General features: G+C 70.9%; 24 protein-coding genes and 2 pseudogenes. 16 read left to right on the forward strand and 10 right to left on the reverse strand.

Features of this window, described 5'->3' with window-relative positions; all coding sequences use genetic code 11:
* Positions 1–36: 36 nt before the first annotated feature.
* Both ABZ793_RS18835 and ABZ793_RS18840 read right to left on the reverse strand, forming a co-directional pair.
* Positions 37–540, reverse strand: coding sequence for an O-acetyl-ADP-ribose deacetylase (locus tag ABZ793_RS18835; RefSeq protein ID WP_357458704.1), 504 nt, complete (start codon positions 538–540; stop codon positions 37–39).
* A 97-nt stretch (positions 541–637) separates the two neighbouring features.
* The gene (locus tag ABZ793_RS18840; protein ID WP_357458706.1) at positions 638–1,744 is read right to left on the reverse strand and encodes a LacI family DNA-binding transcriptional regulator; all 1,107 of its coding nucleotides are present in this window, start codon (positions 1,742–1,744) and stop codon (positions 638–640) included.
* 116 nt (positions 1,745–1,860) lie between these two features.
* Between ABZ793_RS18840 and ABZ793_RS18845 the strand changes: the two genes are divergently transcribed.
* The 11 genes from ABZ793_RS18845 to ABZ793_RS18895 all read left to right on the forward strand — a co-directional run bounded on the left by ABZ793_RS18845 (position 1,861) and on the right by ABZ793_RS18895 (position 14,127).
* Positions 1,861–3,087 (forward strand): amino acid ABC transporter substrate-binding protein, encoded by a 1,227-nt coding sequence (locus ABZ793_RS18845; protein WP_357458708.1) that lies wholly within the window; start codon positions 1,861–1,863, stop codon positions 3,085–3,087.
* Between the two features lie 6 nt (positions 3,088–3,093).
* Positions 3,094–3,981, forward strand: a complete 888-nt coding sequence (locus ABZ793_RS18850) for a branched-chain amino acid ABC transporter permease (RefSeq protein ID WP_357458710.1) — start codon at positions 3,094–3,096, stop codon at positions 3,979–3,981.
* The gene (locus tag ABZ793_RS18855; RefSeq protein ID WP_357458713.1) at positions 3,965–5,128 is read left to right on the forward strand and encodes a branched-chain amino acid ABC transporter permease; all 1,164 of its coding nucleotides are present in this window, start codon (positions 3,965–3,967) and stop codon (positions 5,126–5,128) included. The genes ABZ793_RS18850 and ABZ793_RS18855 overlap by 17 nt, the downstream gene beginning before the upstream one ends.
* 76 nt (positions 5,129–5,204) lie before the next feature.
* Entirely contained in the window at positions 5,205–5,945 is a 741-nt protein-coding gene (locus ABZ793_RS18860) for an ABC transporter ATP-binding protein (protein WP_357458716.1), read from the forward strand.
* Positions 5,935–6,684: an ABC transporter ATP-binding protein gene (locus ABZ793_RS18865; protein WP_350682651.1), complete on the forward strand. Its 750-nt coding sequence runs from the start codon at positions 5,935–5,937 to the stop codon at positions 6,682–6,684. Before ABZ793_RS18860 ends, ABZ793_RS18865 begins: the two co-directional genes overlap by 11 nt.
* Before the next feature lie 103 nt (positions 6,685–6,787).
* A complete protein-coding gene (locus tag ABZ793_RS18870; protein ID WP_357458719.1) occupies positions 6,788–7,744 on the forward strand; it encodes a LamG-like jellyroll fold domain-containing protein in 957 nt (318 codons plus the stop codon).
* Between the two features lie 37 nt (positions 7,745–7,781).
* Complete coding sequence (locus tag ABZ793_RS18875; protein WP_357458721.1) at positions 7,782–9,869, forward strand: PQQ-dependent sugar dehydrogenase; 2,088 nt, start codon at positions 7,782–7,784, stop codon at positions 9,867–9,869.
* 109 nt (positions 9,870–9,978) lie between these two features.
* Entirely contained in the window at positions 9,979–11,133 is a 1,155-nt protein-coding gene (locus ABZ793_RS18880; protein WP_357458724.1) for a Gfo/Idh/MocA family oxidoreductase, read from the forward strand.
* A complete protein-coding gene (locus ABZ793_RS18885; RefSeq protein WP_357458727.1) occupies positions 11,130–12,281 on the forward strand; it encodes a DUF993 family protein in 1,152 nt (383 codons plus the stop codon). The genes ABZ793_RS18880 and ABZ793_RS18885 overlap by 4 nt, the downstream gene beginning before the upstream one ends.
* Positions 12,278–13,081 carry a sugar phosphate isomerase/epimerase family protein gene (locus ABZ793_RS18890; RefSeq protein WP_357458729.1) on the forward strand — a complete coding sequence of 268 codons (804 nt, stop codon included), beginning with the start codon at positions 12,278–12,280 and terminating at the stop codon, positions 13,079–13,081. Before ABZ793_RS18885 ends, ABZ793_RS18890 begins: the two co-directional genes overlap by 4 nt.
* A 50-nt stretch (positions 13,082–13,131) precedes the next feature.
* Entirely contained in the window at positions 13,132–14,127 is a 996-nt protein-coding gene (locus tag ABZ793_RS18895) for a hypothetical protein (protein ID WP_357458732.1), read from the forward strand.
* A gap of 110 nt (positions 14,128–14,237) precedes the next feature.
* Here the strand turns inward: ABZ793_RS18895 and ABZ793_RS18900 are convergent, their stop codons facing one another.
* Positions 14,238–15,128, reverse strand: coding sequence for a DUF2785 domain-containing protein (locus ABZ793_RS18900; protein WP_357458734.1), 891 nt, complete (start codon positions 15,126–15,128; stop codon positions 14,238–14,240).
* Positions 15,129–15,233: 105 nt separating this feature from the next.
* Positions 15,234–16,697 carry a rifampin monooxygenase gene (rox, locus tag ABZ793_RS18905; protein WP_357458805.1) on the reverse strand — a complete coding sequence of 488 codons (1,464 nt, stop codon included), beginning with the start codon at positions 16,695–16,697 and terminating at the stop codon, positions 15,234–15,236.
* 193 nt (positions 16,698–16,890) lie between these two features.
* Here rox and ABZ793_RS18910 point away from each other — a divergent pair, with 193 nt between their 5' ends.
* Positions 16,891–17,376, forward strand: a complete 486-nt coding sequence (locus tag ABZ793_RS18910) for a hypothetical protein (protein WP_357458736.1) — start codon at positions 16,891–16,893, stop codon at positions 17,374–17,376.
* A 32-nt stretch (positions 17,377–17,408) separates the two neighbouring features.
* A complete protein-coding gene (locus tag ABZ793_RS18915; RefSeq protein WP_357458738.1) occupies positions 17,409–18,299 on the forward strand; it encodes a tetratricopeptide repeat protein in 891 nt (296 codons plus the stop codon).
* A 150-nt stretch (positions 18,300–18,449) separates the two neighbouring features.
* On the opposite strand, the gene ABZ793_RS18920 is transcribed toward ABZ793_RS18915, so the two are convergent.
* Both ABZ793_RS18920 and ABZ793_RS18925 read right to left on the reverse strand, forming a co-directional pair.
* A complete protein-coding gene (locus tag ABZ793_RS18920; RefSeq protein ID WP_357458741.1) occupies positions 18,450–18,797 on the reverse strand; it encodes a hypothetical protein in 348 nt (115 codons plus the stop codon).
* A 159-nt stretch (positions 18,798–18,956) separates the two neighbouring features.
* Positions 18,957–20,492, reverse strand: coding sequence for a serine hydrolase domain-containing protein (locus ABZ793_RS18925; RefSeq protein WP_357458744.1), 1,536 nt, complete (start codon positions 20,490–20,492; stop codon positions 18,957–18,959).
* A gap of 401 nt (positions 20,493–20,893) precedes the next feature.
* On the opposite strand from ABZ793_RS18925, the gene ABZ793_RS18930 reads away from it, so the two are divergent.
* Together ABZ793_RS18930 and ABZ793_RS18935 are read left to right on the forward strand one after the other, a co-directional pair.
* Complete coding sequence (locus tag ABZ793_RS18930; RefSeq protein WP_357458746.1) at positions 20,894–21,649, forward strand: class I SAM-dependent methyltransferase; 756 nt, start codon at positions 20,894–20,896, stop codon at positions 21,647–21,649.
* A 76-nt stretch (positions 21,650–21,725) separates the two neighbouring features.
* Positions 21,726–22,301, forward strand: a complete 576-nt coding sequence (locus ABZ793_RS18935; RefSeq protein WP_357458748.1) for a DinB family protein — start codon at positions 21,726–21,728, stop codon at positions 22,299–22,301.
* A gap of 128 nt (positions 22,302–22,429) precedes the next feature.
* Here ABZ793_RS18935 and ABZ793_RS18940 read toward each other — a convergent pair whose 3' ends face one another.
* The gene (locus tag ABZ793_RS18940) at positions 22,430–22,819 is read right to left on the reverse strand and encodes a DoxX family protein (protein ID WP_357458751.1); all 390 of its coding nucleotides are present in this window, start codon (positions 22,817–22,819) and stop codon (positions 22,430–22,432) included.
* 95 nt (positions 22,820–22,914) lie between these two features.
* Between ABZ793_RS18940 and ABZ793_RS18945 the strand changes: the two genes are divergently transcribed.
* Entirely contained in the window at positions 22,915–23,559 is a 645-nt protein-coding gene (locus tag ABZ793_RS18945) for a helix-turn-helix domain-containing protein (RefSeq protein WP_350703359.1), read from the forward strand.
* Between the two features lie 82 nt (positions 23,560–23,641).
* Here ABZ793_RS18945 and ABZ793_RS18950 read toward each other — a convergent pair.
* The 3 genes and pseudogenes from ABZ793_RS18950 to ABZ793_RS18960 all read right to left on the reverse strand — a co-directional run.
* A pseudogene (locus ABZ793_RS18950) lies at positions 23,642–23,812 on the reverse strand (SDR family oxidoreductase); the annotation flags it as partial.
* Positions 23,813–23,848: 36 nt separating this feature from the next.
* Positions 23,849–24,994: pseudogene (locus ABZ793_RS18955) on the reverse strand (glycoside hydrolase domain-containing protein); the annotation flags it as partial.
* A 649-nt stretch (positions 24,995–25,643) separates the two neighbouring features.
* Positions 25,644–26,861, reverse strand: a complete 1,218-nt coding sequence (locus ABZ793_RS18960; RefSeq protein ID WP_357458754.1) for an MFS transporter — start codon at positions 26,859–26,861, stop codon at positions 25,644–25,646.
* Between the last annotated feature and the right edge of the window lie 26 nt (positions 26,862–26,887).

Genomic DNA, 26,887 nt, shown 5'->3' on the forward strand with positions numbered 1-26,887 from the left:
CGCCGAGGCGGCACGGGATTGGCACGTACGAGGCGGTCAGGCGTGCAGCACCGCGGTCAGCAGGGCGTACGTGGCCTCGTCGAAAGCGACGAGGCGTACCTGCTCGACCTCGGTGGGCGTGGCCTGGATCGTGGTCACGGCGATCGCCGCCGCCCGGTCGGCCGGGAACCCGTAGACGCCGGTGGCGATGGCCGGGAACGCGACGCGGCGCGCGCCGATGACGTCGGCAACCTCGAGACAGCGCCGGTAGCACGACGCCAGGACGTCGGTCTCCCCGTGGTCGCCGCCCTCCCACACCGGGCCGACCGTGTGGATGACGTGTCGTACCGGTGGGTCCAGGTCGAACGCCGGAGTGGCCACCGCGTCGCCCGGCTCGCACGGCGCCAGCGCGGCGCCCGCCTGGGCGAGCCGTGGCCCGGCCGCGCGGTGGATCGCCCCGTCGACGCCGCCGCCACCGAGCAGCGACTCGTTCGCCGCGGTGACGATCGCGTCGACGTCCTCGTCCGTGATGTCACCCAGTACGACCTCGATCAACGGCATGCCCCGATCCTGTCACCGCTGCACGGCCGGCGACCTCGGGATCGCGGACCGGCTGCCGGAGCCGGCGTACGAGACGGGGACGTCGGACAACATTCGCTCAGCCGACCGGCCCGACGGCTCCACTCAGGTCGCCGGCCCCGGTGCGGTCGCCGTCGGCGCGGCTCGCCGTCAGCACCGTGGGGGCGGGTCCGGTCGAGTCGCGGACCACCAGGTGGTGGCCGGTCGACCGGCGGCGGGGACGGGTCGACCGGGGCTTGAGCGCGAGCGACAGCGCCATCCGCCCCATGTCGGTCATCGGCAGCCGGATGGTGGTGAGGCTGGGGGCGAGGTCGGCGGCGACGGAGACGTCGTCGAACCCGACGACCGACATCCGCTCGGGCACGGGAATGCGGTGCGCCCGTAGCGTCGACAGCACGCCGATGGCCATCGCGTCGTTGAGCGCGATGATCGCGGTGGCCCGGGGGTGGTCGCGCAGGATCCGTTCGGCGGCGACCCGGCCGCCGTCGCGGGTGAAGTCCGAGTGCACGACGGGAAGGTCGTCGAGGGAGAGCCCGCGCTGCCGCAGGGCGGTCGCCACGCCGGCGAGCCGGTCGGCGACGGTGGTGAGCCCGGCCGTGCCGGCGGCGACGGCGATGTGGCGGTGCCCGAGGTCCAGCAGGTGCTCGGCGAGGGCGCGGCCGCCGGCCTCGTTGTCGGGCAGGACCGCGTCGACGCCGAGGGCGTGCCGGCCGATGACGGCGACCCGGCCGCCCTGGCTCTGGAACTCCGCGAGCTCCGCGCGGGCCTCGGCCTCGATCCGGGCGTCGTCGTAGCCCGATCCGGCGACCAGGATGATCCCGACCCGCTGCGCGATGAGGTGGCGCAGCTGCCGTAGCTCCGCGTCCGGGTCCCGGCCGGAGTGGCAGATCTGCACCAGCAGCCCCTCCTCGGCGGCCACCTGGATGACCCCGCCGGCGATCTCCGAGAAGTAGGGGTCGTCGACCTGGTGCACGACCAGCCCGACCGTCGAGCTCGCGCCGCCGGCGAGGGTGCGGGCGTACGGGTTGGCGACGTACCCCAGCTCCTGGGCGACCTGCCGGACGCGCCCCGCGACCTCCTCGCTGACCCCCTCCCGTCCGGCGAGGGCGCGGGACGCGGTCGCCAGAGAGACACCTGCGCGTTCCGCCACGTCGATCAGCCGCAGTCTCGGGCCCGGCCTGGGCATGGGCAACTCCCTGGAAACATCGATGTCATCTGACTATTGCCAGTGACGCAAACCACAGCCTAGTCTACGCAAGCGCTTTCGCAAGCGCTTCCGTCCCGGCAAAGGAGCGTCTCGGGATGACAACCCGTGTGAAGCGAATCCAGTGGATGACAGCACTCGGCGCGAGCCTCACCCTCGCGCTCGCGGCCTGTGGTGGCGGCGGTGGCGGGGGCTCCTCCGACGCCGACGATCCGATCGTCGTGGGGATCTCCCTTCCCCTGACCGGGGACTTCTCCGAACCGGGCAAGGGTGTCCAGCGCGGCTACGAGGCATGGGCCAAGATCACCAATGACAAGGGCGGTCTCCTGGGCCGCAAGGTCGAGCTGAAGATCCTCGACGACCAGTCCAACGCGGACCGTGTGGTCGCCGACTACGAGCAGCTCATCGGCAAGGACAACGTGGACCTCGTGGTGGGGCCGTTCTCGACCCGTCTCGTCGTGCCCGCGGCCCGGGTCGCAGAGGAGTACGGCATGCTCTTCGTCGAGCCGGCGGGCGCGGCGAAGGAGGTCTTCGAGCAGGGCTTCAAGAACCTGTTCTACGCCGCCCCGGCGGTGGCGAACGACCACTACAACCACCTGGCCGAGTACATCCTGGCACTGCCGCCCGACCAGCGGCCGAAGACCGCGGCGTACGCGGCCATGGACGACCCGTTCGCGCAGGGCACGGCGTACGGGCTGAAGGAAAAGCTCGAAGCGGGCGGCGTCCGCACCGTCGTCGACGAGGTCTACCCGCCGAACACCACCGACTTCGGCAGCATCGCCGCGAAGATCGCGTCGGCCAGGGCCGACATCGTGGTGGGCGGCTCCCAGTACCAGGACGGCGTGAACCTGATCGTCGCCCTCCAGCAGCTCAGGTACCAGCCGAAGCTGGCCGCCTTCTCCACCGCCCCGACGAACCCCGAGTTCGCCGCGGCGATCGGCAACAAGACCGAGGGGATCGTCTCGCCGACCGGGTACACGCAGGACGCGCCGTACCCGAGCAACAAGGAGTTCGTCGAGAAGTACACCGCGCAGTTCGGCTCGCCGCCGGAGGAGGACGAGGCCAACGCGTACACGACCGGGCAGGTCGTCGCGGCGGCGGTCACCGCCGTGGGCTGCGCCGAGCAGGGTGAGTGCCAGAAGAAGTTGGTCGAGTGGGTCCGCGGCAACACCGTGGAGACGGTGGTCGGCCCGCTCTCCTGGGACGAGACGGGCAAGCCCAAGGGCGCCCACATGATCCAGCAGTGGGTGGGCGGCAAGATCCAGATCGTGCTGCCGGCCGACGCCAGGGAGACCGACCTCGTCTACCCGAAGCCGGCCTGGTAGGACGACATGCCCTCCGGTGCCCTGCTCTTCCAGAGCGTCATCCTGGGTCTGCTGCTGGGAGGGCTCTACGCCCTCCTGGCAGCGGGACTCACCCTCTACTTCGGAATCATGCGGGTCGTGATGATCGCCCACTCGGCGTTCCTCATCCTCGCCGCGTACCTCGCCTGGTGGTCCCACACCCGGCTGGGCGTCGATCCGCTGCTGTCGATGATCGCCACGGTGCCGCTCTTCTTCGCCTGTGGCGTCCTGCTGCAGCGGCTGCTCCTGGCCCGGCTGCGCCCGGCCACGCTGACCATGATGTCGGTGCTGCTGACCTTCGCGATCGCGGTCGTCATCGAGGGTCTGCTCGGCTACGTGTTCGACGGCACCCAGCGGCGGGTCCAGCTCGGCTACGGCTCGGCGAGCTTCGGGATCTTCGGCGCCCGGGTCGCGGTGGTCAAGCTGATCGCGTTCGGTCTCGCCGCCGTCGCCCTGGCCACCCTCTACCTGCTGATGAAGAAGACCACCTTCGGCTGGGCCCTGCGGGCGACCATCCAGCACCGCGACGCGGCGCGGCTGGTGGGCATCGAGACCGAGCGGGTGGCCGGGTACGGCTTCGGCCTCGGCCTCGCCACCGCGGCCGTCGGCGGCACGGCCCTGGCCCTCGACACCACCATCTATCCGTCGCTGCACTGGCACTGGATCGGCCCGCTGATGGCCATCATCGTGGTGGGCGGGCTGGGCAGCGTACCCGGTGCCGCGATGGCCGCGATGGTGCTCGGCATGCTGCAGAGCCTGCTGCAGATCCCGCTCGGCACGACCTGGGCGCAGACCATCTTCTACCTGGCGCTGTTCGCGACGCTGGCGTTCCGCCCAGAAGGTTTCTTCGGAGGTCGCCTTGCCCAGCGCTTCTGACCCGACGACCATGGCCGTCCCGCCGGCCGGGGCGGTGACCGCGCGGCGCGGCCTCGACCGGGTCCTCCAGGTGGCGGCGATCGTGCTGCTCGCCGCGGCGGTGCTGGCCTTCCCGTCCCTGGCACCCAACCCGTACATCCTCTCGGCGGGCGTCGTGGTGCTCAACTACGCGGTGCTCTCGACGTCGTGGAACTTCGTCGGCGGGTTCACCGGGTACATCTCCCTCGGCCACGGCGCCCTCGCCGGGCTCGGCGGCTACGGGACCGCCCTGCTGGTCACGAAGGCCGGCCTGCCGAGCTTCGTGGCCCTCGTGGTGGCGGCCCTGCTGGTGGCCGCCCTCGCCGTGCCGATCGGCTTCGCCGCGCTGCGGGTCCGCGGCGCGTCGTTCGTCATCGTCTCGATCGCGCTGGTGCTGATCCTGCTGCTGGTCTTCCAGAGCTGGGCGTCGCTGACCGGCGGGTCACGCGGTCTGGTCGTGCCGCGCCCGTTCCCGGGCCTGCTCCGTCCGGAGCACCACCGGGCGTTCTACTACCTGTTCACCGGCCTGCTCGCGTTGGCCCTGCTGGCCTGGTGGGTCATCGACCGCTCCCGGTTCGGCCTCGGGCTGAAGGCCATCCGGGAGGACGAGGACAAGGCGGAGGCGCTGGGCACCCCCACCTTCGCGTACAAGCTGGTGGTGTTCGTGGTCTCGGCGGGATTCACCGCCCTGGGCGGCGGGCTCTACGCGCTCTGGTTCGGCGACCTCGACCCGGTGTTTCAGTTCTCCATCCTCACCGGCTCGTACCTGGTGCTGATGGCGCTGCTCGGCGGCGTCCGGAACCTGTTCGGCCCGCTGATCGGCGCGCTGGTGGTCGGCATCGGGCTGGAGTACTTCAAGGTGGAGTTCGGCGACACCCAGCTGCACCTGGTCGCGACGGGCCTGCTGCTCGCGCTGGTCGTGCTCTTCATGCCCGACGGCGTGCTGCCGGCGATCGGTTCCCTGCTCGGCCGGATGCGGCCGGCGCAGAACTCGATCCGCGAGATCACGGCCGCGCAGCTGCGCCAGCAGCGCGCCGAGGCCGCCGCCGCGCCGGCCGCCCGGGAGCCGGTGGACGCCGCCGCCGGCGCCGCCGGTGCGCGGGCCCAGTCGACGGAGGAGCGGGCATGAGCGAGCGAAGTGAGCGAATCATCGGGCTCAGGGCGGTGGTGCCTCATGACGGCACGGAGCGGAGCGGAGTGCCGGCATGAGCGAGATACGAGGGTTGGCCACCGCCGGGCTCACCAAGGCGTTCGGTGGCGTGGTGGCGCTCGACGGCGCGACCGTCGAGTTCCAGCACGGCAAGGTCAACGCGCTGATCGGGCCGAACGGGTCGGGCAAGACGACCTTCTTCAACTGCGTCACCGGGATGATCAGGCCGGACGGCGGGCAGGTCACCTACCGCGGGCGGGATATCACCGGCGCGGCCCCGCACCGCATCGTCCACGCCGGCGTCGGCCGTACGTTCCAGCTGTGCCGCGTCTTTCCCCGGATGACGGCGCTGGACAACGTCCTCGCGGCCGTACGCCCGACCGGCCTGACCGGCCTGCTGCGTGGCGCCCGCGGCCACGCGGAGGTCGACCGTGCCCGGGGCTGGCTCACCCGCCTCGGCATCGAGCACCTGGCCGACGTGGAGGCGCGCAGCATGTCCTGGGGCCAGCAGAAGCTGCTGGAACTCGCCGGTGTGCTGATGAGCGACCCGGAAACCGTCCTGCTCGACGAGCCGGCCGGTGGCGTCAACCCGGCCCTGCTGGACCGGATCGGCACCCTGGTCCGCGAACTCAACGCCGAGGGGCGCACGTTCGTGATCGTCGAGCACAACATGGACCTCGTGATGAGCGTCAGCGACCACATCGTGGTGTTCGACCGCGGCCGCCCGATCGCCGAGGGTCCGCCGTCGCTCATCCGCTCCGACGAACGCGTCCTGGGGGCCTACCTTGGCGTCTGAAATCGAACTCGTCGACATCCAGGCCGGCTACGGGCGCGCCGCGCCGGTGCTGCGCGGCCTGACCGTCTCGGTGCCCGCGGGCCAGATCGTCTGTTTGGTCGGCCCCAACGGCGCCGGCAAGTCCACCGTCCTGAAGGTCGCCAGCGGGCTGCTCAGGCCCCGCTCCGGGAGGATCCTCGTCGGCGGCGTGGACGTGACCGGCCAGGGACCGCAGCGAATGCTCGCCTCGGGCGTCGCGCACGTCCTGCAGGGGCACAGCGTCTTCCGCGAGATGACCGTGGCGGAGAACGTCCTGCTGGGCGGCTACACGTTGAAGGACAAGGCGTTGATCGCCGAACGGACGGCCTTCGTCAAGGAGGTCTTCCCGGTCGTCGCGCAGCGCTGGAACTCGCTGGCCGGACTGCTCTCCGGCGGGCAGCAGAAGCAGGTGGAGTTCGCCCGGTCGCTCATGGTCAACCCCAAGGTCGTGCTCCTCGACGAGCCGTCCATGGGTCTGGACCCGAAGGCGACGACCACCGTGTTCGAACAGGTCGTGCGAATGCGCGACGCCGGTACGGCGGTGCTGCTCGTGGAGCAGAACGCCCGGCGGGCGCTGGAGACGGCCGACCTCGGCTGCGTGCTCGATCTCGGGCGCGTGCACATCTCCGGGCCGGCGCCGCAACTGTTGGCCGACCCGCAGCTCGGCGAGCTGTACCTCGGCGGACGGCCCGCCGAGCCGACGGCCCCGCCGAAGCGGTAACAGACCCCGACGTGAGAGCGGCACACAGAGTTGGAGCGTGAGCACGGAAGCGCTTCCGAAAGCGGTTGCGTGCTCCGCCGGAGCTGAAACGAGGTGTATCGCGGTGACCAGAACGAGACGGCTCGCCGTCGCCACCGCCGCCGTACTGGCGACCGGCGTGCTGGCGGGCGCCGGGGCGCCACCGGCCCAGGCGGACCGGAGCAACCCGCGCGACGTCCATCCCCACCTGCGATCGAGCCTGGTCGCCTTCTACGACTTCGACCACCCGGCGGAGGGTGACGCGGCGCTCGAGCGGGACCTGGGCCGCTCCGGCACCGAGATCGAACTCGTCAACGGCGGCGCCGACATGCGCGTGGCCGAGCACGCCTACCCGGGCAGCGGCAACGCGTTGCAGACCCGGCAGGTGAACCCCGCCCAGGCCGGCAACGACGACTGGAAGGCGGGCATCTGGTCGGCCAGCGGCGTACGCACCCTGCGCCCCTTCGCCGGCACCCAGGGCACCACCGTGATGGGCTGGTTCAAGATGGAGATGGACGCCCCGGCGCCCAACTCCACCACCGCCAACCCGGCCGACCGGTTCAACGCGATCGGACTGGCCGGTGTGCTGACCGGCGACTCGGACGGCCACGGCGTCCGGGCGCTGCTGGAGCTCATCGACGTCAACGGCGAGCTGCGGCTGGTCGCGCTCGGCCGGCGCCTCGACGGGGGCAACTCGCAGACCTTCGCGGCGAGGGAGGACTGGCGGACGCTGCTGCCGAAGGGGGAGTGGGTCCACCTCGCGGCCACCTTCGACTTCAACACCGGCGCGCTGGCGCTCTACTGCAACGGCCAGCCGGTGGACGGCTTCCACACCCGCACCGACGACCCGTGGCTCGTGTCCGGCCCCGGCCCGCACGTCACCACCGCCTCGGACCCGCGAGGCATCAAGATCGGTGGGAGCTTCCCGCAGGACACGCTGGAGCGGAACCCGTGCGACTGCCGCATGGACGCCCTGATGTTCCTCGACACCGTCGTCTCGGCGTCCGACGTCGAGAAGCAGTACCGCTACATGGCCCGCTGACCACCCTCCGCACCGCCTCACCGGGAAGGAGACCCGCGTGCGCAGTGTCCGCAAGACCCGCAGATCCGCGCTGACGGCCGGGCTGACCGCCGCCACCCTCGTCCTGTCCACCCTGGTAGTCGGCCCCGCCCGGGCCGCCGACCCTGTCTACGACCCGGTCGTCGAGATGCCCAGCCAGTCCCGGCTCGGACTGGTCCTGACCGAGTACGCCAGCTTCCCGCAGTCGTTCCCCATCCCGGCGCCGACCGACCAGCGGCTGATGCGTACCGCCCGCATCAACACCATCATGGAGCTGCCCGACGGCTCCGGCCGGCGTGCCGTGCCGGACCTCAACGGCCATCTCTACCTGCTCAGGGACGGCGTGCCGCACGTCTATCTGGACGTCGCCGACACGTTCGCGCCGCAGTTCTTCTCCGGCCGCGGGCTCGGCCAGGGCTTCGGCTACGTCGCGTTCCACCCCGAGTTCGGCACCAACGGCCGCTTCTACACCATCCACACCGAACAGGCGTCGCTGGCCACCAAGGCGCCGGACCACGCCCAGGCCAACAGCATCTTCCACGGCGTGATCACCGAGTGGACGGCGACCGACCCGGCTGCCGACACGTTCGCCGGCAGCCGCCGCGAGATGCTGCGGATCGGCTTCGCCGGCCAGGTCCACGGCATCCAGGAGATCAACTTCAACCCCACGGCGCGGCCCGGCCAGCGCGACTACGGGCTGCTGTACCTGGCCGTCGGCGACGGCGGCACCGGCGTACGCAACACCGAGCCGCAGAACCTGGGCATGGCGCACGGCAAGCTGCTGCGCATCGACCCGCAGGGCACCGACTCGGCCAACGGGCAGTACGGCATCCCGGCGGACAACCCGTTCGTCGGCCGGACCGACGCCCTGGGTGAGATCTACGCGGTCGGGTTCCGCGACCCGCACCGGTTCAGCTGGGACCCGGCCACCGGCCGGATGTTCCTCGGCCACATCGGCGAGCACGCCATCGAGGCGATCTACGAGGTGCGCGCCGGTGACAACTTCGGCTGGAGCGAGCGGGAGGGCGCGTTCGTCTTCAACAAGGCGGGGAGTGCCTGCGACAAGCTCCTGCCGCTGCCGCCGGACGACGCCGACTTCGGCTACACGTACCCGGTCGCGGCGTACGACCACAACCCGGCGCCCGGCTGGAACTGCACCTCCGACGTCGGTGTCGCGGTGGCCGGCGGGTTCGTCTACCGCGGCAACGAACTGCCCGCGCTGAAGGGCAAGTACGTCTTCGGCGACCTGGTCGACGGGCAGGTCCTCTACACCGAGGCGAACGAGATGCGGCAGGGCCACGAGATGGCCACGATCCACCGCCTCGCGCTCTTCAACGCCGCCGGCGACCCGGTGCGGATGCAGGACCTCTCCGGCCCCGGCGCCCCGGGCAACCCGGAGCGGGTCGACCTGCGCTTCGGCACCGACGCCGCCGGCGGGCTCTACCTCCTCGCCAAGGCCAACGGGAAGATCTGGAAGGTGACCGGAACCCGGGAGTTCGCGGGCGGCGACGTCGGCGGCACCAAGCTGCACAAGCCCTCGGGCCCGGACAGTTGGGCGCCGGTGACCCCGTCGAAGTGGCAGTTCGACCGTGACGAGGTGATCCTCGCCGAGGCGGGCGTGAGCCGGCCCGGCCCGCGCCGTCCGTTCGAGTACGCGGTGGTGACCGACGGGCCGCAGTGGTCGTCCGTGGAGATCGAGGCCGACGTCCGGCTCGACACGCCGGTCGAGGTGAGCAACCGGGACGTGATCATCGTCTTCGGCTGGCGCTCGGACACCGAGTTCTACTACGCCCACCTGTCGACGGACAACACGATCCTGCCGCACAACGGCATCTTCAAGGTCAACAACGCCGACCGGCAGCGCATCGACCACCAGTGGAACGGTCGGTCGCGCGGCGCGAACCCGGCGATCGTCGACGCCGACTGGCACAAGGTGCGCGTCGTGCACCTGCCGGCCACCGGCGAGATCGCGGTCTACGTGGACGGGAGGAAGGACCCGCTGATGACCGCGAAGGACACCACGTTCGGCTCCGGACGGGTCGGCTTCGGCTCGTTCGACAACATCGGCCGGCTGCGTCACCTGACGGTGACCGGAACCCCGGCCTGAACCGGTCCGGCGGGGACGACGGCAGGGCCGTCGTTCCCGCCGGGGACGGGCAGTGTGCGGCACCCGGCCGGCCCGGGTGCCGGAGATGACCCCTGAGGAAGGTGGGACGATGACGGCACGTGTCCCGATCGGCATCGTGATGAACGGCGTGACCGGGCGGATGGGCTACCGGCAGCACCTGGTCCGGTCACTGCTGGCGATCCGAGAGCAGGGCGGCGTACCGCTGCGTGACGGGAGCCGGCTCTGGCCGGAACCCGTCCTGGTCGGGCGGAACGAGGCCAAACTACGCGACGTCGCGGCCCGGCACGGGTTGACCGACTGGACGACCGACCTGGACGCCGCGCTGGCGCGACCGGACGTCTCGATCTACTTCGACGCGCAGGTCACCAGCGAACGGGAGAAGGCGATCGGGCTCGCCGTCGCGGCGGGCAAGCACATCTACACGGAGAAGCCCGTCGCCACCACCCTGCACGGCGCGGTCGAGCTGGCGCGCGTCGCCGACGCGGCCGGCGTACGGCACGGCGTCGTGCAGGACAAGCTCTTCCTGCCCGGCCTGCGCAAGCTCGACCGGCTCGTGAAGGGCGGGTTCTTCGGCCGGATCCTGTCGGTGCGCGGCGAGTTCGGCTACTGGGTCTTCGAGGGCGACTGGCAGGAGGCCCAGCGGCCGAGCTGGAACTACCGGGCCGCCGACGGCGGCGGCATCGTCGTCGACATGTTCCCGCACTGGCACTACGTCCTGGAGCAGATCTTCGCGCCGGTCCGGGCGGTCACCGCGCACGTCACCACCCACATCCCGCGCCGGTGGGCCGAGGACGGTCAGCCCTACGACGCGACCGCCGACGACGCCGCGTACGCGATCTTCGAGTTGGACGGCGGCATCGTCGCGCAGGTCAACTCCTCCTGGGCCGTCCGGGTGAACCGGGACGAGCTGGTCGAGTTCCAGGTCGACGGCACCGAGGGCAGCGCGGTCGCCGGCCTGCGTCGCTGTCGCGTCCAGCACCGGGCCGCCACCCCGAAGCCGGTCTGGAACCCGGACCTGCCGTCCACCGACGACTTCCGCGCGCAGTGGCAGGAGGTGCCGGACAACGAGGTGTTCGACAACGGATTCAAGGCGCAGTGGGAGATGTTCCTGCGGCACGTCGCCGAGGACGCCCCGTACACCTGGGATCTGTGGGCCGGCGCGCGGGGTGTGCAGCTGGCCGAGCTGGGCCTGCAGTCGGCGCGGGAGGGCCGGCGCGTCGAGGTCACGGAGCTGCGGCCGTGACCCGGACCGTCAACCTGCCCGACGGGCCGCTCACCCTCTCCGGCGCCGGGCGCGAGCACGTCACGCCCGGCGCCCGCTTCACCAGCCGGGTCGCGTACGCCGCCGCGCACGTCGTCGCCGACCCCCGCGCGGAGAACGTGCCGGGCACGCCCGCCGCCGTCGACTGGGACGCGACCCTGGCGTTCCGCCGGCACCTGTGGTCGTACGGGTTCGGCGTCGCCGAGGCGATGGACACCGCCCAGCGTGGCATGGGCATGGACTATCCGGCCGCGCGCGAGCTGGTGCGGCGCTCGGCGGCGGCAGCCCGGGCCGAGGGCGGCGCGATCTGCGCGGGCGTCGCCACCGACCAGCTGCCGGCCGGCCCGGCCACGCTCGACGAGATCCGCAAGGCGTACGCCGAGCAGCTCGCCGACGTGCAGGACGCCGGCGCCCGGCCGGTACTCATGTGCAGCCGCCACCTGGCCGCCGCGGCCCGGTCCGCCGACGACTACCTCGACGTCTACGGCCGGCTGCTGGCCGACGCCGACGGCCCGGTGGTGCTGCACTGGCTCGGCCCGGCGTTCGACCCGGCCCTCGCCGGCTACTGGGGCGACGCCGATCCCGCGCGGGCCGCGGACACCGTGCTCGCGCTGATCGGCGCGCACACCGGCAAGGTCGACGGCGTCAAGCTGTCGCTGCTCGACGAGGACTTCGAGGTCGCGCTGCGCCGGCGCCTGCCCGCGGGGGTACGGCTCTACACCGGCGACGACTTCAACTACCCGGCCCTGATCCGGGGCGACGGCGAGGGTCACTCCGACGCCCTGCTCGGCGTCCTCGCCGCGATCGCGCCCCCGGCCGCCGCCGCGCTGCGCGTGCTGGACACCGGTGACCTGGCGACGTACGACCGGATCCTGGCGTCGACGCTGCCGCTCGCCCGGCACCTGTTCGGCGCCCCGACCTTCTACTACAAGACCGGCATCGTGTTCCTGGCCTGGCTCGCCGGTCACCAGGAGCACTTCACGATGGTCGGTGGTCTCCAGTCGGGACGGTCGCCGGTGCATCTGGGCCGGCTGCTGCGGCTGGCCGACGCGGCCGGGCTGCTGCCCGACGCCGAGCTGGCCGCGTACCGCGCGCGGGCGTTCATGACCACGGCGGGGGTGGCGCAGTGAAGCGGTTCGCGCTCAACTCGGCGACGACGAAGCGGTGGCCGCTGCCGGATCTCGTCGCCGGGTGCGTCGACGCCGGGGTGTCCGGGGTGGGGCTGTGGCGGGAGGATCTGGCCGCGTACGGGGTCGAGCCGGCCGCGGCGCTGGTGCGGGACGCGGGCCTGACCGTCACGTCGCTGTGCCGCGGTGGGTTCTTCAGCACTCCCGGCTGGCTCGACGAGAACCGGCGTGCCGTCGACGAGGCGGCGGCGGTGGGCGCGCCGGTGCTGGTGCTGGTCTCCGGCGGCCTGCCCGACGGCAGCCGGGACGTCGACGGTGCCCGGGCGCACGTGCGCGACGCGATCGGCGAGTTGGTGCCGTACGCCCGGGCCGCAGGGGTCCGGCTCGCCGTGGAGCCGCTGCACCCGATGTTCTGCTCGGACCGGTGCGTGGTCGCCAGTCTCGGTCAGGCCCTGGACCTTGTCGCGCCGTATCCGGCGGAAGCGGTGGGCGTCGTCGTCGACACGTACCACCTCTGGTGGGACGACCAGGTGTGGGCGCAGATCGCGCGGGCCGGCCGGGAGGGACGCATCGCCTGCTTCCAGATCGCCGACTGGGTGACGCCGCTGCCGGCGGGGGTGCTGCTCGGCCGGGGGCTGCCCGGCACGGGCTGCGTCGAGCTGCGCCGGTTTCGGGAGGCCGTGGACGCGGCCGGGTACGACGGACCGGTGGAGGTGGAGGTCTTTGCCGAGGAGGTGTGGGCACGGCCCGGCCGGGAGGTGCTCGACGAGGCCCTCGCCGGCTACCTCACGCATGTTGCCTGAGCCCGCCCGATCCTCCAGGTGCCCCCGCCTCGTGCGCCTGGTGGTCAGGTGTGGAGGCCGGCTCACTGTGCGATCGGCGCCTGCGGCTCTATTCTTGCGCGGTGCCGTACGCCGACCTCGGTTTCGCGCAGTGGAACGACCTGTCTGACGGCGCTGCCCGTCGGATGGCCCAGGACATCGCCGACCGACACGACCTGACCGTCGTCGGCCTGAAGGACACGGCGTACGCGGGGCGGTCGCACCGGATGGCGCTGTTCGACCGTGACGGGATGCGATTCGCTCTCGTACCCGGCGGCCGGCCCACTCTCGGCTACGACGCGGCCCGATTCCGGCCCGCTCCGGAGCAGGCTGCCAGCTACGCCGACAGCGCCGGCGAGTACGGTCTTCCACCGCTGGCCGAGTACGTCGACGCGATGACCTCGCCGGTACGCAGCGCCGAGATGCCGGCGATGCTGATTGCGGTGGAAGCGTTCGACCCGTGCGAGATTCCGCTGGCGCCGGACGACCCTCGGGTACTCGAACTCGTCGCGTCGACCGGGAGTCGGCGCGGCGGGGTGAAGATATTCCGATCTGGTGGCGGGCTGACGGTCGAGTTCGACCAGACCGGGCAGGTAGCGCGGGCCCGAGCGACCCGGGAGGTCTCCCACGACGAGGCCATGGCCGGGCTCGCGAACATCGGCTTGCGGACGACCACTGCGGATGAGTGGGAGTGGGCGTGTGGAGCCGGCGCGACAACCCTGTTCCGTTGGGGCGATGACTGCCCCAACGACGGCTACCCGTACGACCACAAGACCGGCGCGCACCGCGAGGCGAACCTGTGGGGGTTGGCGATCGGGCAGGATCCCTACAAGCATGAGGCGACCACCGAGCGGACCATCGTGTGCGGAGGCGACGGCGGCGGCGCCACGTGTGGCGGCAGCGGCTTCTTCCTGGGCTGGCTCACGCTCGCGACTGCCTACCGCGACAAGGATTTCGGCCAGTGGCTCGCCTCCGACGACCGGTACGCCCACGAGATCCTGACCCGGCCCGTCATCAGCCTGAGCTGAGGAGCTCACCAGCGGGTCCTCAGGGACGAGCGGACCTCGCGGTTGACTGGTGCCGAGGACCACGACCTCGCAGCCCGTAGTCCGTCACGTGCGCCTGGTCCGCCACGCGTTCAGCCGATGGCCTTGGCGTCGCTTTCCAGAACGTCGACCAGCCGCTGCTTGACCTCGTGGCGGTGGGTGATCTGCTGCCGGGGACCGTCTGGTCGGACCCGTATGCCGCAATCGACGAAGACGTAGAGCGCCCGCAGTGTGCGCAGCGCGTTGGAAACGTACGTGGGTGTGGTCGAGGCGGACACGGCACGGAAGTCGGCGGTGATCGGGTCGAGCCAGCTCGTTGACGCTGCGGCGGTGAGCTCCGGGCGGGTCAGAGCCAGGGCGACGGCGCGGGCGAGGCGGTCGTCCTCACGCTCGGCCCAGAGGTGGTCGGTGCGGGCGAGCAGCCGGGCGCCCGCCAGGTCGAGCATGGCGGCGGGATCGACGTCACGGTGGCGGCCGAAGGTGCCGAGCAGGTCGGCGCCGTGCGCCACCGCGTGCAGCCAGCCCAGCCGCGGGTGGTATCCCCGCAGGTCCGTCTCTGCCGGATACCAGCGGCTGAAGGCGTCGAGCCAGCGCGGACGGAAGTCTCCCCGACTGACGATCATGTCCAGGACCAGGGGCGCGAAGGTACGGGCCTCGGTGCGCGGGTCGGTGAACCGATCGGCCATCTCGTCGCCGAGTTGCTCACGGCGGTCACCGGCGATGACGTCGCGTTCGATCCAGGTGCGCAGCACGACGTACGGATGGCCGTCCCGAATGCCCGGGTCCGGATCGCGTAGGCACTGCGCCAGTTCCGCGGTCAGTTCGTTCAGCTCACGCCCTGGTGGAACGCGGCAGTCGTCGTCGAAGATCTTGATCCAGTCGGTCACGGGCGGCAAGCTACCGTGCGCCAACCGAGTCTCACCAGCCGATAACGGCGCCGGCTGATCGACACGGTCGGGATTGCCACCGCCCAGGCCGCGCATGCCCAGCCTGCTGCGTCCACCCGGACGGCCCCGCCGCACGATGCTGACCCCATCGCCGAGGAACGCTGTAGGCGGATCTGGCGCCGCGATCCTCGAGAGCGTCCCTCAACCGGCCGTAGGAGTTCCTGCGGCGCCGAACCACTTGGCCAGCGTGACCTCGAGCGTCTGCTGATCCTCGCCGACCCACGCGACGTGCCCGTCCGGCCGGAGCAGTACCGCCGGTACGTCCAACTCCTCGCTGATGTCGGCGACGTGGTCGACCCGGTCGGCCCAGCCGTCCACCGAAAGCCGCCCCGTCTGGTCGAGCAGCAGCCCCCTGCCGGTGCGCAACAGCTCGAACAGGCGCCCATGCTTCAGCTGGACGTCACGCAGCCGCCGCCCGAGCAGGGCATGGCCCTCACCGAAGTCGTACCGGATGCTGATCGCCGTGATCTTCTCGATCAGGAACCGGTTGACGTCGTTGAAGTCCATCAGCTGCGTCAACAACTGCCGAACGGCCTGCGGTCCGGGCTCGTTGGTCGTCAGGTGCATCTGTGCACGGGTGTTGTTCAGCACGTCGGCGGCCACCGGATGCCGCTCGGACTCGTAGCTGTCCAGCAGGTCGTCCGGCGCCCAGCCGTTGATGGCCGCCGCCAGCTTCCAGCCCAGGTTGAACGAGTCCTGGATCCCGAGATTGAGCCCCTGCCCACCCATCGGCGGGTGGACGTGTGCGGCGTCCCCGGCCAGAAACACCCGTCCGACCCGGTAGCGCTCGGCCTGGCGGGTCGCGTCGCCGAAGCGCGACAGCCAGCGGGGGGAGTGGACGCCGAAGTCGGTGCCGGCGTACCTGCGCAGTTGTTGCTTGAACTCCGCGAGCGTCGGCGGCACCGACCGGTCTTCGACCACGCCCTCCGCCGGCACGACCGCCCGGAACACCCCCGGTTTGCCCGACGGCCCGATCCCGAACCGCTTCTCGGTCTTGCGTACCTCGGTCATCACTGCGGTGATGTCGTCCGGGGACGCCGTCACCTCCATCTCGCCCAGCAGCGTGTCGATTTTCGACGGCTCGCCGGGGAATCCGACCCCGAGCAGTTTCCGAACCGTGCTGCGCCCACCGTCGCAGCCGACGACAAACCGCGCCCGCAACGGCGTCGCAGTTCCATTTCCCAGGTGGACGGTCACGCCGTCGTCGTCCTGCTCCAGCCCGACCACTGCACAGCCGCGCCGGATCTCAACTCCGACTTCGGCCGCGTGCTCGGCGAGCAGCCGGTCGGTGAGCGTCTGCGGAATACCGAGTACGTATCCGTGCGCGGTGTCCAGCCCGCTGGGAGCGGGCTTTTCGATGCCCGCGAAGAATCCCCGGATCTCGCCGGGACGGATCGGGTACTGCTTGCCGGCTTCGAGGAACCGCTCCAACAGCCCTCGCTGATCCATCACCTCGATACTGCGCACGTGCAGCCCGAGCGACCTCACGAACGGCGGCAGCTCGGCCTCCTTCTCCAGCACGAGCACGTTGACGCCGTGCAGACGCAATTCGCTCGCCAGCATCATGCCGGTCGGGCCGCCGCCGGCGATGATCACATCAAACATGCGTTCCCCCATAATGTGCCGATTCTTGCGCTCGGCCGACGATTGTGCGCCACGACCGGGGTCTTGCCGCAAGCCCGGGGGTGCGGTATATGTTAATAGTGGCAAGGAGTTCTCCTCCTTGCCTTTGCAGTTTTCACGCCAGCGCTCAGCCGAGCCCACAGTTCGACGGCTGGCTCGGGTGGAGGATGTCGACATGACCACGACCGTGTCTCGTCCTGGCATCGGCCTACTGACTCTCGAACGCGGGCCCGGCGATCTCTCCATATGGAGCCTCCAACAGCCGGCTACGAGCTCGGCCTACCGCCTTCCGATCGCGGTCAACATCCTGCTCAACGGCGTCGACGACCTCGACCGCGTCGATCTGCCAATGATCGCCCACGTGCTCGACGACGTCGATCACTACCTGATGGCAGGGCTTCGCTTCGTGCACGCCACGATGCTGACCGATCCGGCCTGGTTCGGCTTGGCCGAGGAGGAGTTCGATCCCTACCGGGAGGTCCTTGCCGAGGAGCTTTCGCTGGACAACCCACAGCTCAACTTCTACACCGACAGCGAATGGGTCCTGCACTTCCAGGAGGGACGCTTTGCCGTCTGCGACCCTTACGGCTTGGCGGTGATATTTGCTCAGCACCGGCCGATACGGCTCGAAGACCTGAGCGACGCCGAGGAAATCGACTGATTCGCAGAGCACCACTGTCGTATCGTGCCGGCATGTTCGACGAGCCGATTGACCCGGACGATCGCCCCGAGTGGCTGGTCGAGCAGGGGCGGGTGGACGAGGCGATTTCGATTCTCGAAGCCCGGGCCAGCGGCGGGGGCCGGCTGGATGTGGAACGCCTGACCGACCTGCTGATGGAGGACGGCCGAGTCGAGGAGGCGGAGGCGCATTGGCGGGCGGCCATCGAGGCGGGTCTGCCTCGGGCGTACGGCGGCCTCGCGAGCGTGCTGGCGGATGCGGGCCGGACCGACGAGGCAATCGCCGGGTGGCGGGCGGCGGTGGAGGCGGGTGAGCCGGAAGCCCGGACCCGTCTCGCCGCGTTGCTCGCCAAGACCGGCCGGATCGACGAGGCCATCGGCGAGTACCAGATGGCAATCGCGGCTGGTGACGCGGCGGCGGGCGCCCGGCTGGCCAAGGTGTATGCCCGGGCGGGCCAGCTGGACGAGGCGGTCCGTGCCTATCGGTCAGCGATCGGCGGGGAGGGTGTTCGTCGATGGCCGCTGGGTGCGCTGTTGGAGAAGCTGGGCCGCACCGACGAGGCGGTAGCCGCCTACCAGGCTGCCGTTGACGCGGGCGAGGGGCACGTTCGCGTGCGGCTGCTGGCGGCACAGGGCCGCCTGGAGGAGGCGACTCAGCTCGTCCGGGACACGCTGGCCGAGCCGGGCCACAACTCTTCGTACCGGCAGCTTGGCTGGCTGTTGACCGAGCAGCGGCGCTTCGAGGAAATCGAGGCCGAGGCACTGCTGCTCAAGGACGACAACCTGGTAGGGCTGTCGTATCTCCTCGCCGGCGCCAAGCAGTCCGCGAACTACCACGAGAACTGTCCAGCCGACTGCAAGGGCAGCACCCGGGTGGTGCGACACCTCCCAGGGACCCTGGGATGACGTGCGGCGGGCCCGGCTGAAAGCGCGGTTGCCGCGGTCGGAGCAGTTGATGCGGTGGCGTGCCTGCCTGCCCGACCTGGTCATCCTATTTCCGCCACCCGTGCACGGCGCCCGTCGGAGCCGTCACCCCTCGTGGACACACCGGCGGCTTCAGTCCGGATACTCGCATCGCACGCCGACGGTTTGTATCTCCCCGCTGCGAACGAGTTCTCGGATAGCCGTGGTCATGGCCGGCACTCCCGGTTCGGGCACGATCAGCTGGTCAACGGCCCAGAAGTAACTGCCGTTCGCGGCTTCACCGGTCTTCTTCCATTTCTCGAGCAGGCGGCGGACCTCGTCGACGGTGAAGATCGTCAGCGCCCAACTGGAACCGTCAGGAAGATCGACGAAGGCATCCACGTTGGCTACCGACTCCTCGGTCTCCGTGCCGAGATCGAGTAAGAACCGTGCCACGAACGTCGGCTCCGTGACGGTCACATACGGATCGGCGGTGCCCATGAGCGCCCATCATGCCGCACTGCACGAGCAGAACGGGGCCGTGCCACCAGTAGACAGAGCCGCCGACAGAGCGCGACGACTCAGGCCGCTTGCCGCCTCGCGGGAGAGTGAGGCTGTGACGGTGCTCCCCGCCCGCCGTGCTCGTCACGAGCATCGGCGTTACCCGGCGAGCATCTCGGCCGGGACGACCCCAACGGACGCGGCATGCCCGCTCGCAGCACGGGGGGCCCGAACCAGAGCCCAGACCCGAGTCATCATGACGCTCGCATTGGTGATCGCAGTGACCGCCGTCCAGACGACCAGCGGCAGCGTGTAGTACGCCAACTGCACGAATGTGACGTCTCGTCCGCCGCCCACGACCTGACCGAGCAGGTCGGGCAGCATCACCAGCAACGCCAACGGCACCAGCCGTGGCACCAGCCGCATGACCGGCTGCCAGAACGGCCTGACGGCGAACCGGCGTGCCCACTCGCCGCTGCGGCGAAGGTTGCGTACGCCTAACGCCAAGCTGAGCAACGTGAAGCCGGCCAGCACGAGGTCGATGATCAGCCGCAGGGCCGCAGGCGCCTGCGGGCTGCCGCCGGCCACCAGCTCCGCGATGGCGTCCGCCAGCTGATCGGTGCCCTCGTTGCCCAGGCCGATACCGCTGTTGCCCAGCACCGCGATGCCATAGCCAGACGGCAACAGCAGCTGGCTGGCGGTGAAGGTGAACCACACGCCGTTGTGGCGGACCCAGCCGTTGTCGTCGCGATCCCAGCCCAGGCCGTAGGTCGAACCCGAGCCGGACGGCGTGTGCATGGCGGTGATGCTCGATGCGGAAACCACGCGCGCACCGCTGGCCGCAACGCCGCCGCTGTTCTGCATGATCAGCCACTGAGCCATGTCCGCCGCGGTGGCGATCACCCCGTCAGAGCCCGCCACGAACCGCTTCGGCTCGGTCGCCGGGACCGTCGCCCCGAACGCATACACGTAACCCTCACGCACCTGCTCCGGCAGATCGCCCGGGGTCTGATCAATGCTGATGGTGGACCGCATTCCCACCGGCTCGAACACCCGATCACGCAGGTAGTCCGCGAACGGCTCCCCGGAGACCACCTCGACCAGCCGCGCCGCGAGGTGATAGTTCGTGTTCGTGTACGCGTACCTGGTGCCGGGATCGGCCGCCAAGGTGGCCGCGCGCGCCCGCTGCTGCGCGGCCGCGAGCGAGTCCGGCTGCCGCAGGCTCTTCTCCCGCAGCGTGCGGTCGGTGATCCCGGAGGTCTGATTCAGCAACTCCCGCACCGTGACTCGTGCCCCGCGGGCGTCGTCGATCTGGAAGTCCGGTAGATACCGGCGAACGGGCGCGTCCAGCTCCACCTTCCCCGCCTCCACCAGCTGCATCACCGCCAGGGCCGTGAACGACTTGCTGACGGACGCGACCGGCATCGGCGTCGTCGCGGTTACCGCCGCGCCGGACGCGTCGTGACCATGACCGCCGACGTGCAGCACCTGATCTCCCCTGGTGATCGCCACGGCGATCCCCGGGTAGCCGGCCCTGCTTGCGAAGTCCTCCACGACCCGCTCCACCGCCCCGGCATCCACGGCGTCGTCGCCCGCATCGGCGGCCTGCGCGGGACCGGAACCCGCAGAAACCGCCAAGCCCGTGGCCGCCGCCAGAACGATCCCCCGCCACCAGCAGAAACTATCCGCCCGCACGGCGTGCTCCGATCATCTCGATTGACATCGGCCACGCTACGAATCCGCGCCCTGCCATCACAGGATCCGATCGACAGCAACCACCCCTGACTTTCGTCAGGGCCTGGGCCCGCGCCGGACGTCAACCGGGCCGTCGGCGCGGGCGCTCCCACCGCCCTCATTCGTTGTGCAGAAACCGCGCGATCGCGAGGACCGGGTCAGCGAATCCGAACAGCATCTGCACGGGAAGCGGTGTGTGACGACCGTCGGGACACGAGGCAGTCCACAGTGGGTGATGCGGCGGCGGGGGTCGGTCGGGGATGAGGTGTGGTGGCCGGCTTCAGCCGCCGGGAGGCGGTCGTGGTCGTGGCCTCTTCGAAAATGGGTGGCAAGACCACGGGAAAGCGGGCAGGCTCGCGCCCGTGACGAGCAGCGATCTGTGGGACGAGGACACCGCGGAGCGGTACGACGACAGCTCGGCCGAGATGTTCGCCCCCCAGGTGCTCGACCCCGCCGTGGATTTCCTCGCCCGGCTGGCGGGCTCCGGCCCCGCGCTCGAGTTCGCGATCGGTACGGGTCGGGTGGCGATCCCGCTCGCCGCCCGAGGCATCCCGGTGACCGGGATCGAGCTGTCGCAGCCGATGGCCGACCAGCTGCGGCGCAAGGTGCCCGCGGAGGAATTGCCGGTCGTCGTCGGTGACATGGCCACGACGACCGTCCCCGGCCAGTTCTCGCTCGTGTACGTGGTGTGGAACAGCATCGGCAACCTGCGCACTCAGGACGAGCAGGTGCAGTGCTTCCGCAACGCAGCCCGGCACCTGTCGCCGGGTGGTCGCTTCGTCGTCGAACTGTGGGTGCCAGGCATCCGGCGGTTCCCGCCAGGGCAGGCGGCGGTGCCGTTCGAGGTGACCGACCGGCACGTCGGCTTCGACACCTACGACATGGTCACGCAGCAGGGGACCTCTCACCACTACTGGCGGCTGGACGACGGGAGCACGCGCTACGGCTACAGCAACTTCCGCTACATCTGGCCTGCCGAGTGCGACCTCATGGCGCGGCTGGCCGGCTTGACGCTGGAGCAGCGGGTGGCGGACTGGAACGGCGCTCCCTTCACGTCCGACAGCGAGAGCCACGTGTCGGTCTGGCGCAAGCCACTCAACGGCGCTGCGGAGGGCTAGGGCGTGTCCTGCCGATCATGCGCTCCGTGGATCGTCCGGGCAGCGCCGACACCCAACCGGATGCCATAGTGCCGCGATGAAGGCAGACCTGCACAGTTACTTGAAGGGCGGCCGCGACGCGCTGCTGTGGAAGCTCGACGGGCTCAGCGAATACGACATTCGCCGCCCGTTGACCCGGACCGCCACCAACTTGCTCGGTCTGGTGAAGCACTCGGCGGCCATGGAGATCCTCTACTTCGGCGTCGTGTTCGGCCGACCGTTCGAGCAGGAGCTGCCGTACGTCGGCGACGGAACGGAGACCAATGCCGACATGTGGGCGACCGCGGATGAGACCCGCGAGGAGATCGTCGGACTGTACCGTCGCGCGATCGCCCACGCCGACACCACCATTGCAGCCGTTGCGCTGGATGAGGTAGGCCGCGTGCCGTGGTGGGGCGATGCAGCGGTCACGTTGCACCGCGTCCTGGTCCACGTCATCGCGGAAACACAACGGCACGCCGGCCACGCTGACATCGTGCGCGAACTCATCGATGGCGCGGCCGGGCTGCTGCCCAGGAACGACAACCTGCCCCCCGCCGACGAGTCATGGTGGCTGGACTACCGCCAGCGAGTGGAGCAGGCTGCCCTCGACGCCAGCAATCGCAGCAACTAGGCCAGGATGGGTGGCGTACCGGTCTCCGTGACCGGCGCTGTCGGCCCTGGCCCCGGTCCGACCTGCCCGACCTGCCGGCCGGCACCAGGTGGGGTGTCGGCGGCCGGGCCTCGCCTACCGGCCGGTGGCTACCCCCAGTTCCGGGCAGCGAGGGCGTAGGGGCCGAACCTGCCCCAGGCGACCAACACCGCCAACGCGAGCACCACCAGGTTGCCGATGCTGTGGGGGTATTCTCCCCGGCCGATGTGCACGATCCCGCCGCCGAGCATGACAACGGCGAGACCGGTGGCGGCGATCGGAGTGAGCACAGGCGCGATCAAGGTGAGGGCGGGAAGGACCAGCCCGACCGCGCCGAGCACCTCCAGGACGCCGATCACCTTCACCATTCCGGAAGAGAAGTCGACCACCCACGGCATCAACGGGACGAGCGAGTCTTTGGCCATGACGACCTTCATGCCGCCCGCCCCGGCGAACAGGACGGCGAGGAGGCCCTGGGCGACCCAGAGAACGATCTTCAACGTAACTCTCCACAAAACGAAGGGAACCCTGCGGTTAAGCGGTGCGCCAACCGTACCAGAAGCGCAGGGCACCCTTCACTTCGTAGGATTGGGTCATGAGATCTGGTAAGGGGCTGCGGAGGGACGCCGAACTCAACCGGGGACGCGTCGTGGCGGCAGCCCGTGCCGTGTTCGGCGAGCGCGGGCTGGAGGCACCGCTCGAGGACGTGGCCCGGCGGGCCGAGGTCAACATCGCCACCCTCTACCGGCACTTCCCGAAGCGGGAGTCACTGATCGAGGCGGTACTGACCGATCGGCTGAACGAGCTGGCCGACCTCGCCGAGCAGGCCGTTCGGGCACCCGACCCCGGGGCCGCCTTCCGCGACTTCGTCGAGCGGGTGTGTGCGATGCAGGCCGCCGACCGAGCGGTGACTGAAGGCTTCACCGCCTGTTTCCCCAACTCGCCCGGCATGGAGGAACCCCGGACCCGGGCGCTGGGCGCACTGGATGCCCTGATCCGGCGCGCCCAGCAGGAGGGCCAGCTGCGCTCCGACGTGACGGGCGCCGACGTCATGCTGTTCCTGATGGCCAACGCCGGCGTGCTGCGCTCCACCCGGCAGTCGGCGCCGGGGGCGTGGCGGCGCCTGGTGGCGCTACTGCTCGACGCCTGCCATCCGGAGGGCTTCGCATCCGCACTGCCCCCCGTCCCCACTTCCGAGGAGCTGCACGACGCCATGGTCGCCACCCGCCCCGGCCGCTGACCAGCGAACGGTCGGTCAGAGGTCGGCCACGCCCGTGGCGTCCACCAGCTGACCGGTGATCCAGCGGGAAACCGTCGGAAGCGAGGAAGGCGACCACGTCGGCGATGCCCGCCGGCTGACCGACTCGCCCCAGCGCCGCCCGGCCGGCCGCGTACGCCTCGGCCTCAGGGTTTCCGCGCAGCCAGCCGGCGTTGGCATCAGTGTCCACGAACCCCGAAGCGGCGGCGTTCACTGTGATCCCGCGCGAGCGCACGGCGCCGGTGGACCGGCGGGTCGCCGGGAGCCTGCCTCAGGCGCGGGTGATGCGGACCGCGTCGGCGACGACGTAGCCCGTGCCGCTGGTCCACCGGCTCACGCCGACCTTGTCGCCGTCGCCGGCGGCCAGCGTGAACACGCCGAGCGACACCCACCGGCCGCCGTTGAGGCGCTGGTTGACCCGTACCGACTGGTTGCCGCCGGTGGTCGCCACGATGTACGGGGTCGAGTCGTTGTAGCCGGAGGAGGCGGGGTACCAGACCGAGACCTCGTACGCGCCGGTCTCGGGGAGGTTCGCCTTGTACCAGGCCACGTCACTGGCGGAGACCGGGTCGGCGAACCGGTAGTCGGGACCGATCCGCTGGCTGGAATAGGTCGAGGTCCCCCAGTTCGCGCTCGCCGTGAACCGACCCGCGGTGGTGTTGTCGACCGTGACGCTGAACTCCTGCGGCGGCGTGGTTCCGGCCGAGACGTCGAGGTAGTCGCGGTCGATGTAGATCCGCACCCCGCCCCAGGTCTCGTAGCTGTCCCCGGTGTACTGGTGGATCCGCTGATGGTTGGCGTAGTGCCCGTCCGGGCAGTAGCTGCCGGCGTCGGTGTCCGCCACGCCGTTCCACCAGGCGAAGAAGAGGTGGTCGACGCGGGTGTACCGGGGGTCGTCGTAGGCGGCGCAGAGGTCTCGGACGCCGGAGGAGCCGCTGGAGTACATGCCCGAGAGGTAGCCGAGCGCGTGGAGCCGTTCGGTCCAGCCGGACAGGTACGAGAGCACCGCCGCCTTGCACGACTCGCTCGACGGGTAGTGCTCGATGTCGTTGTAGATCACGCTTCCGGCGGGGATGCCCAGCGCGCTGGCCGCGTTCACCGCGCTGGCCGCCCGGGTGGCGCCCTGCGACCGGGCCGTGGCCGGGTCGTACGACATCTTCGGAGTGCGGGTGCCGCACGGGGCCTGGTAGTCCAGCTCGATGGGGATCAGGTGCCAGCCCTTGTTGGTCTGGTTGGTCACCCAGGTCGCCGTCAGGTTGGCCTGGGTGCAGGACCGGCTGGCGCCGCTGATGTAGATGCCGACCGCACGGTACGGCGAGCTGTTGCGCCACGCGTCCATGGTCGACTGGGCCGGGGCGGTGCACGTGTCGAAGCCCTTGCCGGTGTAGGTGCCCGGCTGGGGACCGGCCGCCGCCAGCGGCGCCACCGAGGTCGGCCCGGCGGCCGTGCGCGCGGGGTCCAGGGGCGCCGGCGTGGCGCCCCGACCGAGGCTGGCGGAGGCGAGGATGCGGCGGACCGTCGCCTCGGTGTCCGGCGTGTGGGCGGCCGTGACGAGGACGCCGGCGTCGCGTACCGCGACCTGGATGGTGCCGTCGCGCGACAGCGGGGCGTCCACGCTCGCCCGGCCGCTCGTCGTGACGGCGGTGTCCGCCGTGAGGCGGTCGGCGGTGACGGCGTCGATCGGTTCGATGACGAGTCCCGCCGTGCGCCCGACCAGACCGGAGGGGCACCAGGGCTCGTCGCCGGGGTGGCCCAGGTAGACGGTGGGCCGGTCGAACCGGACGCAGGCATGGGGGTCCTCGGCCAGGTCGACGACCTGCCAGCCGGCGGGTACCGCCACCTGGTAGCCGCGGTAGCTGACGGTCCGGTCCTCGGTGGGGGCCGCCCAGGTCGGGGTCACCGCCCCCACCGAACCGACGACGGCGACCGTGAGGCTCGCCATGATCCTTCTTATCGTCATCGAAGCCTCACTGTGAGGAAGAATTTTGCCGGCAGGTGAACGGCCTTGCAAAATTTCTACCAGTCGCGGGCGGGTATAGCCAGAGACCAATCTCGATGATCGACCTTCACCGTGGCGGCGAGAGGACACGCCACAGCGCCAGCGTCGCCGCGAGCGACGCGCCACCGGCCAGCGCCATCACCGCGCCGGGAAGCAGCACGTCGCTCAGGGCGCCGCCGGCCGCGGCGGCCAGGCCCTGGGCCGCCATCAGGCCGGCGCCGAGCAGCCCGAAGGCCTGACCGCGACGGGCCTCCGGAACGGCGTCGAGGAACCGCTGGGCCAGACCGAGCTGGTAGGCGAAGCCCGCGGTGGCCACCGCGAAGAGGGCCGCCGCCGGCCACAGGCCCGGCCGGGCCACGAAGACCAGCATGGGTACGCCGAGCAGCAGCGAGAGCCAGGGTGTCCACGCCTCCCGGCGGGCGGGGGCGACGAACCGCCCGACCAGCAGGTTCCCGACGAGCATCCCGGACGCGGCGGCCATCAACAGCACGCCCGCGCTGGCGTCCGGCCCGAGACCGGCGGCGTACGGCACGGCGACGCCCTCCGCCCCGACCAGCAGCGAGCCGGGCAGCCACTGCGCCAGCAGCAGCCCGCGGATCCGCCGGTCGGCGAGCAGCGCCCGGTTGACCCGCCAGGTCTCCCGGACCGCCCCGGAACCGTCCCGTCCCGCCCGGGGCGGTCGCGCCGCGAGCCCGGCGCGGACGAGCAGGGCCGAGACGGCACACGTCGCGGCGGCCACCCACAGCGCGCCGTACGGGCCGATCCAGCCGAGCAGGAGCCCGCCGAGGGCGAACCCGGCCACCTGGGTGCCGCCCGCCGCGACGGTGAGCAGGGACCGCCCGAGCACGTACGTGTCGCCCGGCAGCACCTCCGGCAGCAGCGCCGAGCGCGCGGCGCTGCCGACCGGGGCCAGCAGGCCGACGGCCGCGGCCAGGACCAGCATGCCTGCCGGGGAGAGCGCGCCGAGGGCGAGGACCACCACCAGGGCGAGCCGGAGCAGGTCGTACCCGACGATCGCCGCGCGCGGAGGCCACCGGTCGGCGAGCGCGAGCATGAACAGCCCACCCAGCGCGTGGGGCAGGAACCCGGTCACGTACGCCAGGGCGGCGAGCAGCCCCGAGCCGGTGCGCTCGTAGACGAGCACGGACAGGGCGAGCATCTTCACCGTCTCGCCGATCATGAACACGCCGAAGCTGCCGAGGAGCACCCGGAACTCGGCGACGGCGAAGGCGTCGCGGTAGGCGGCGGGTCGCCCGGCACCGGTTCTGGTGGAGGTGGTGGTCACCCGGGCATCGTGCGGGCCGTTCCGGT

Source organism: Micromonospora sp. NPDC047465, from assembly GCF_040643125.1.
GTDB lineage: Bacteria > Actinomycetota > Actinomycetes > Mycobacteriales > Micromonosporaceae > Micromonospora.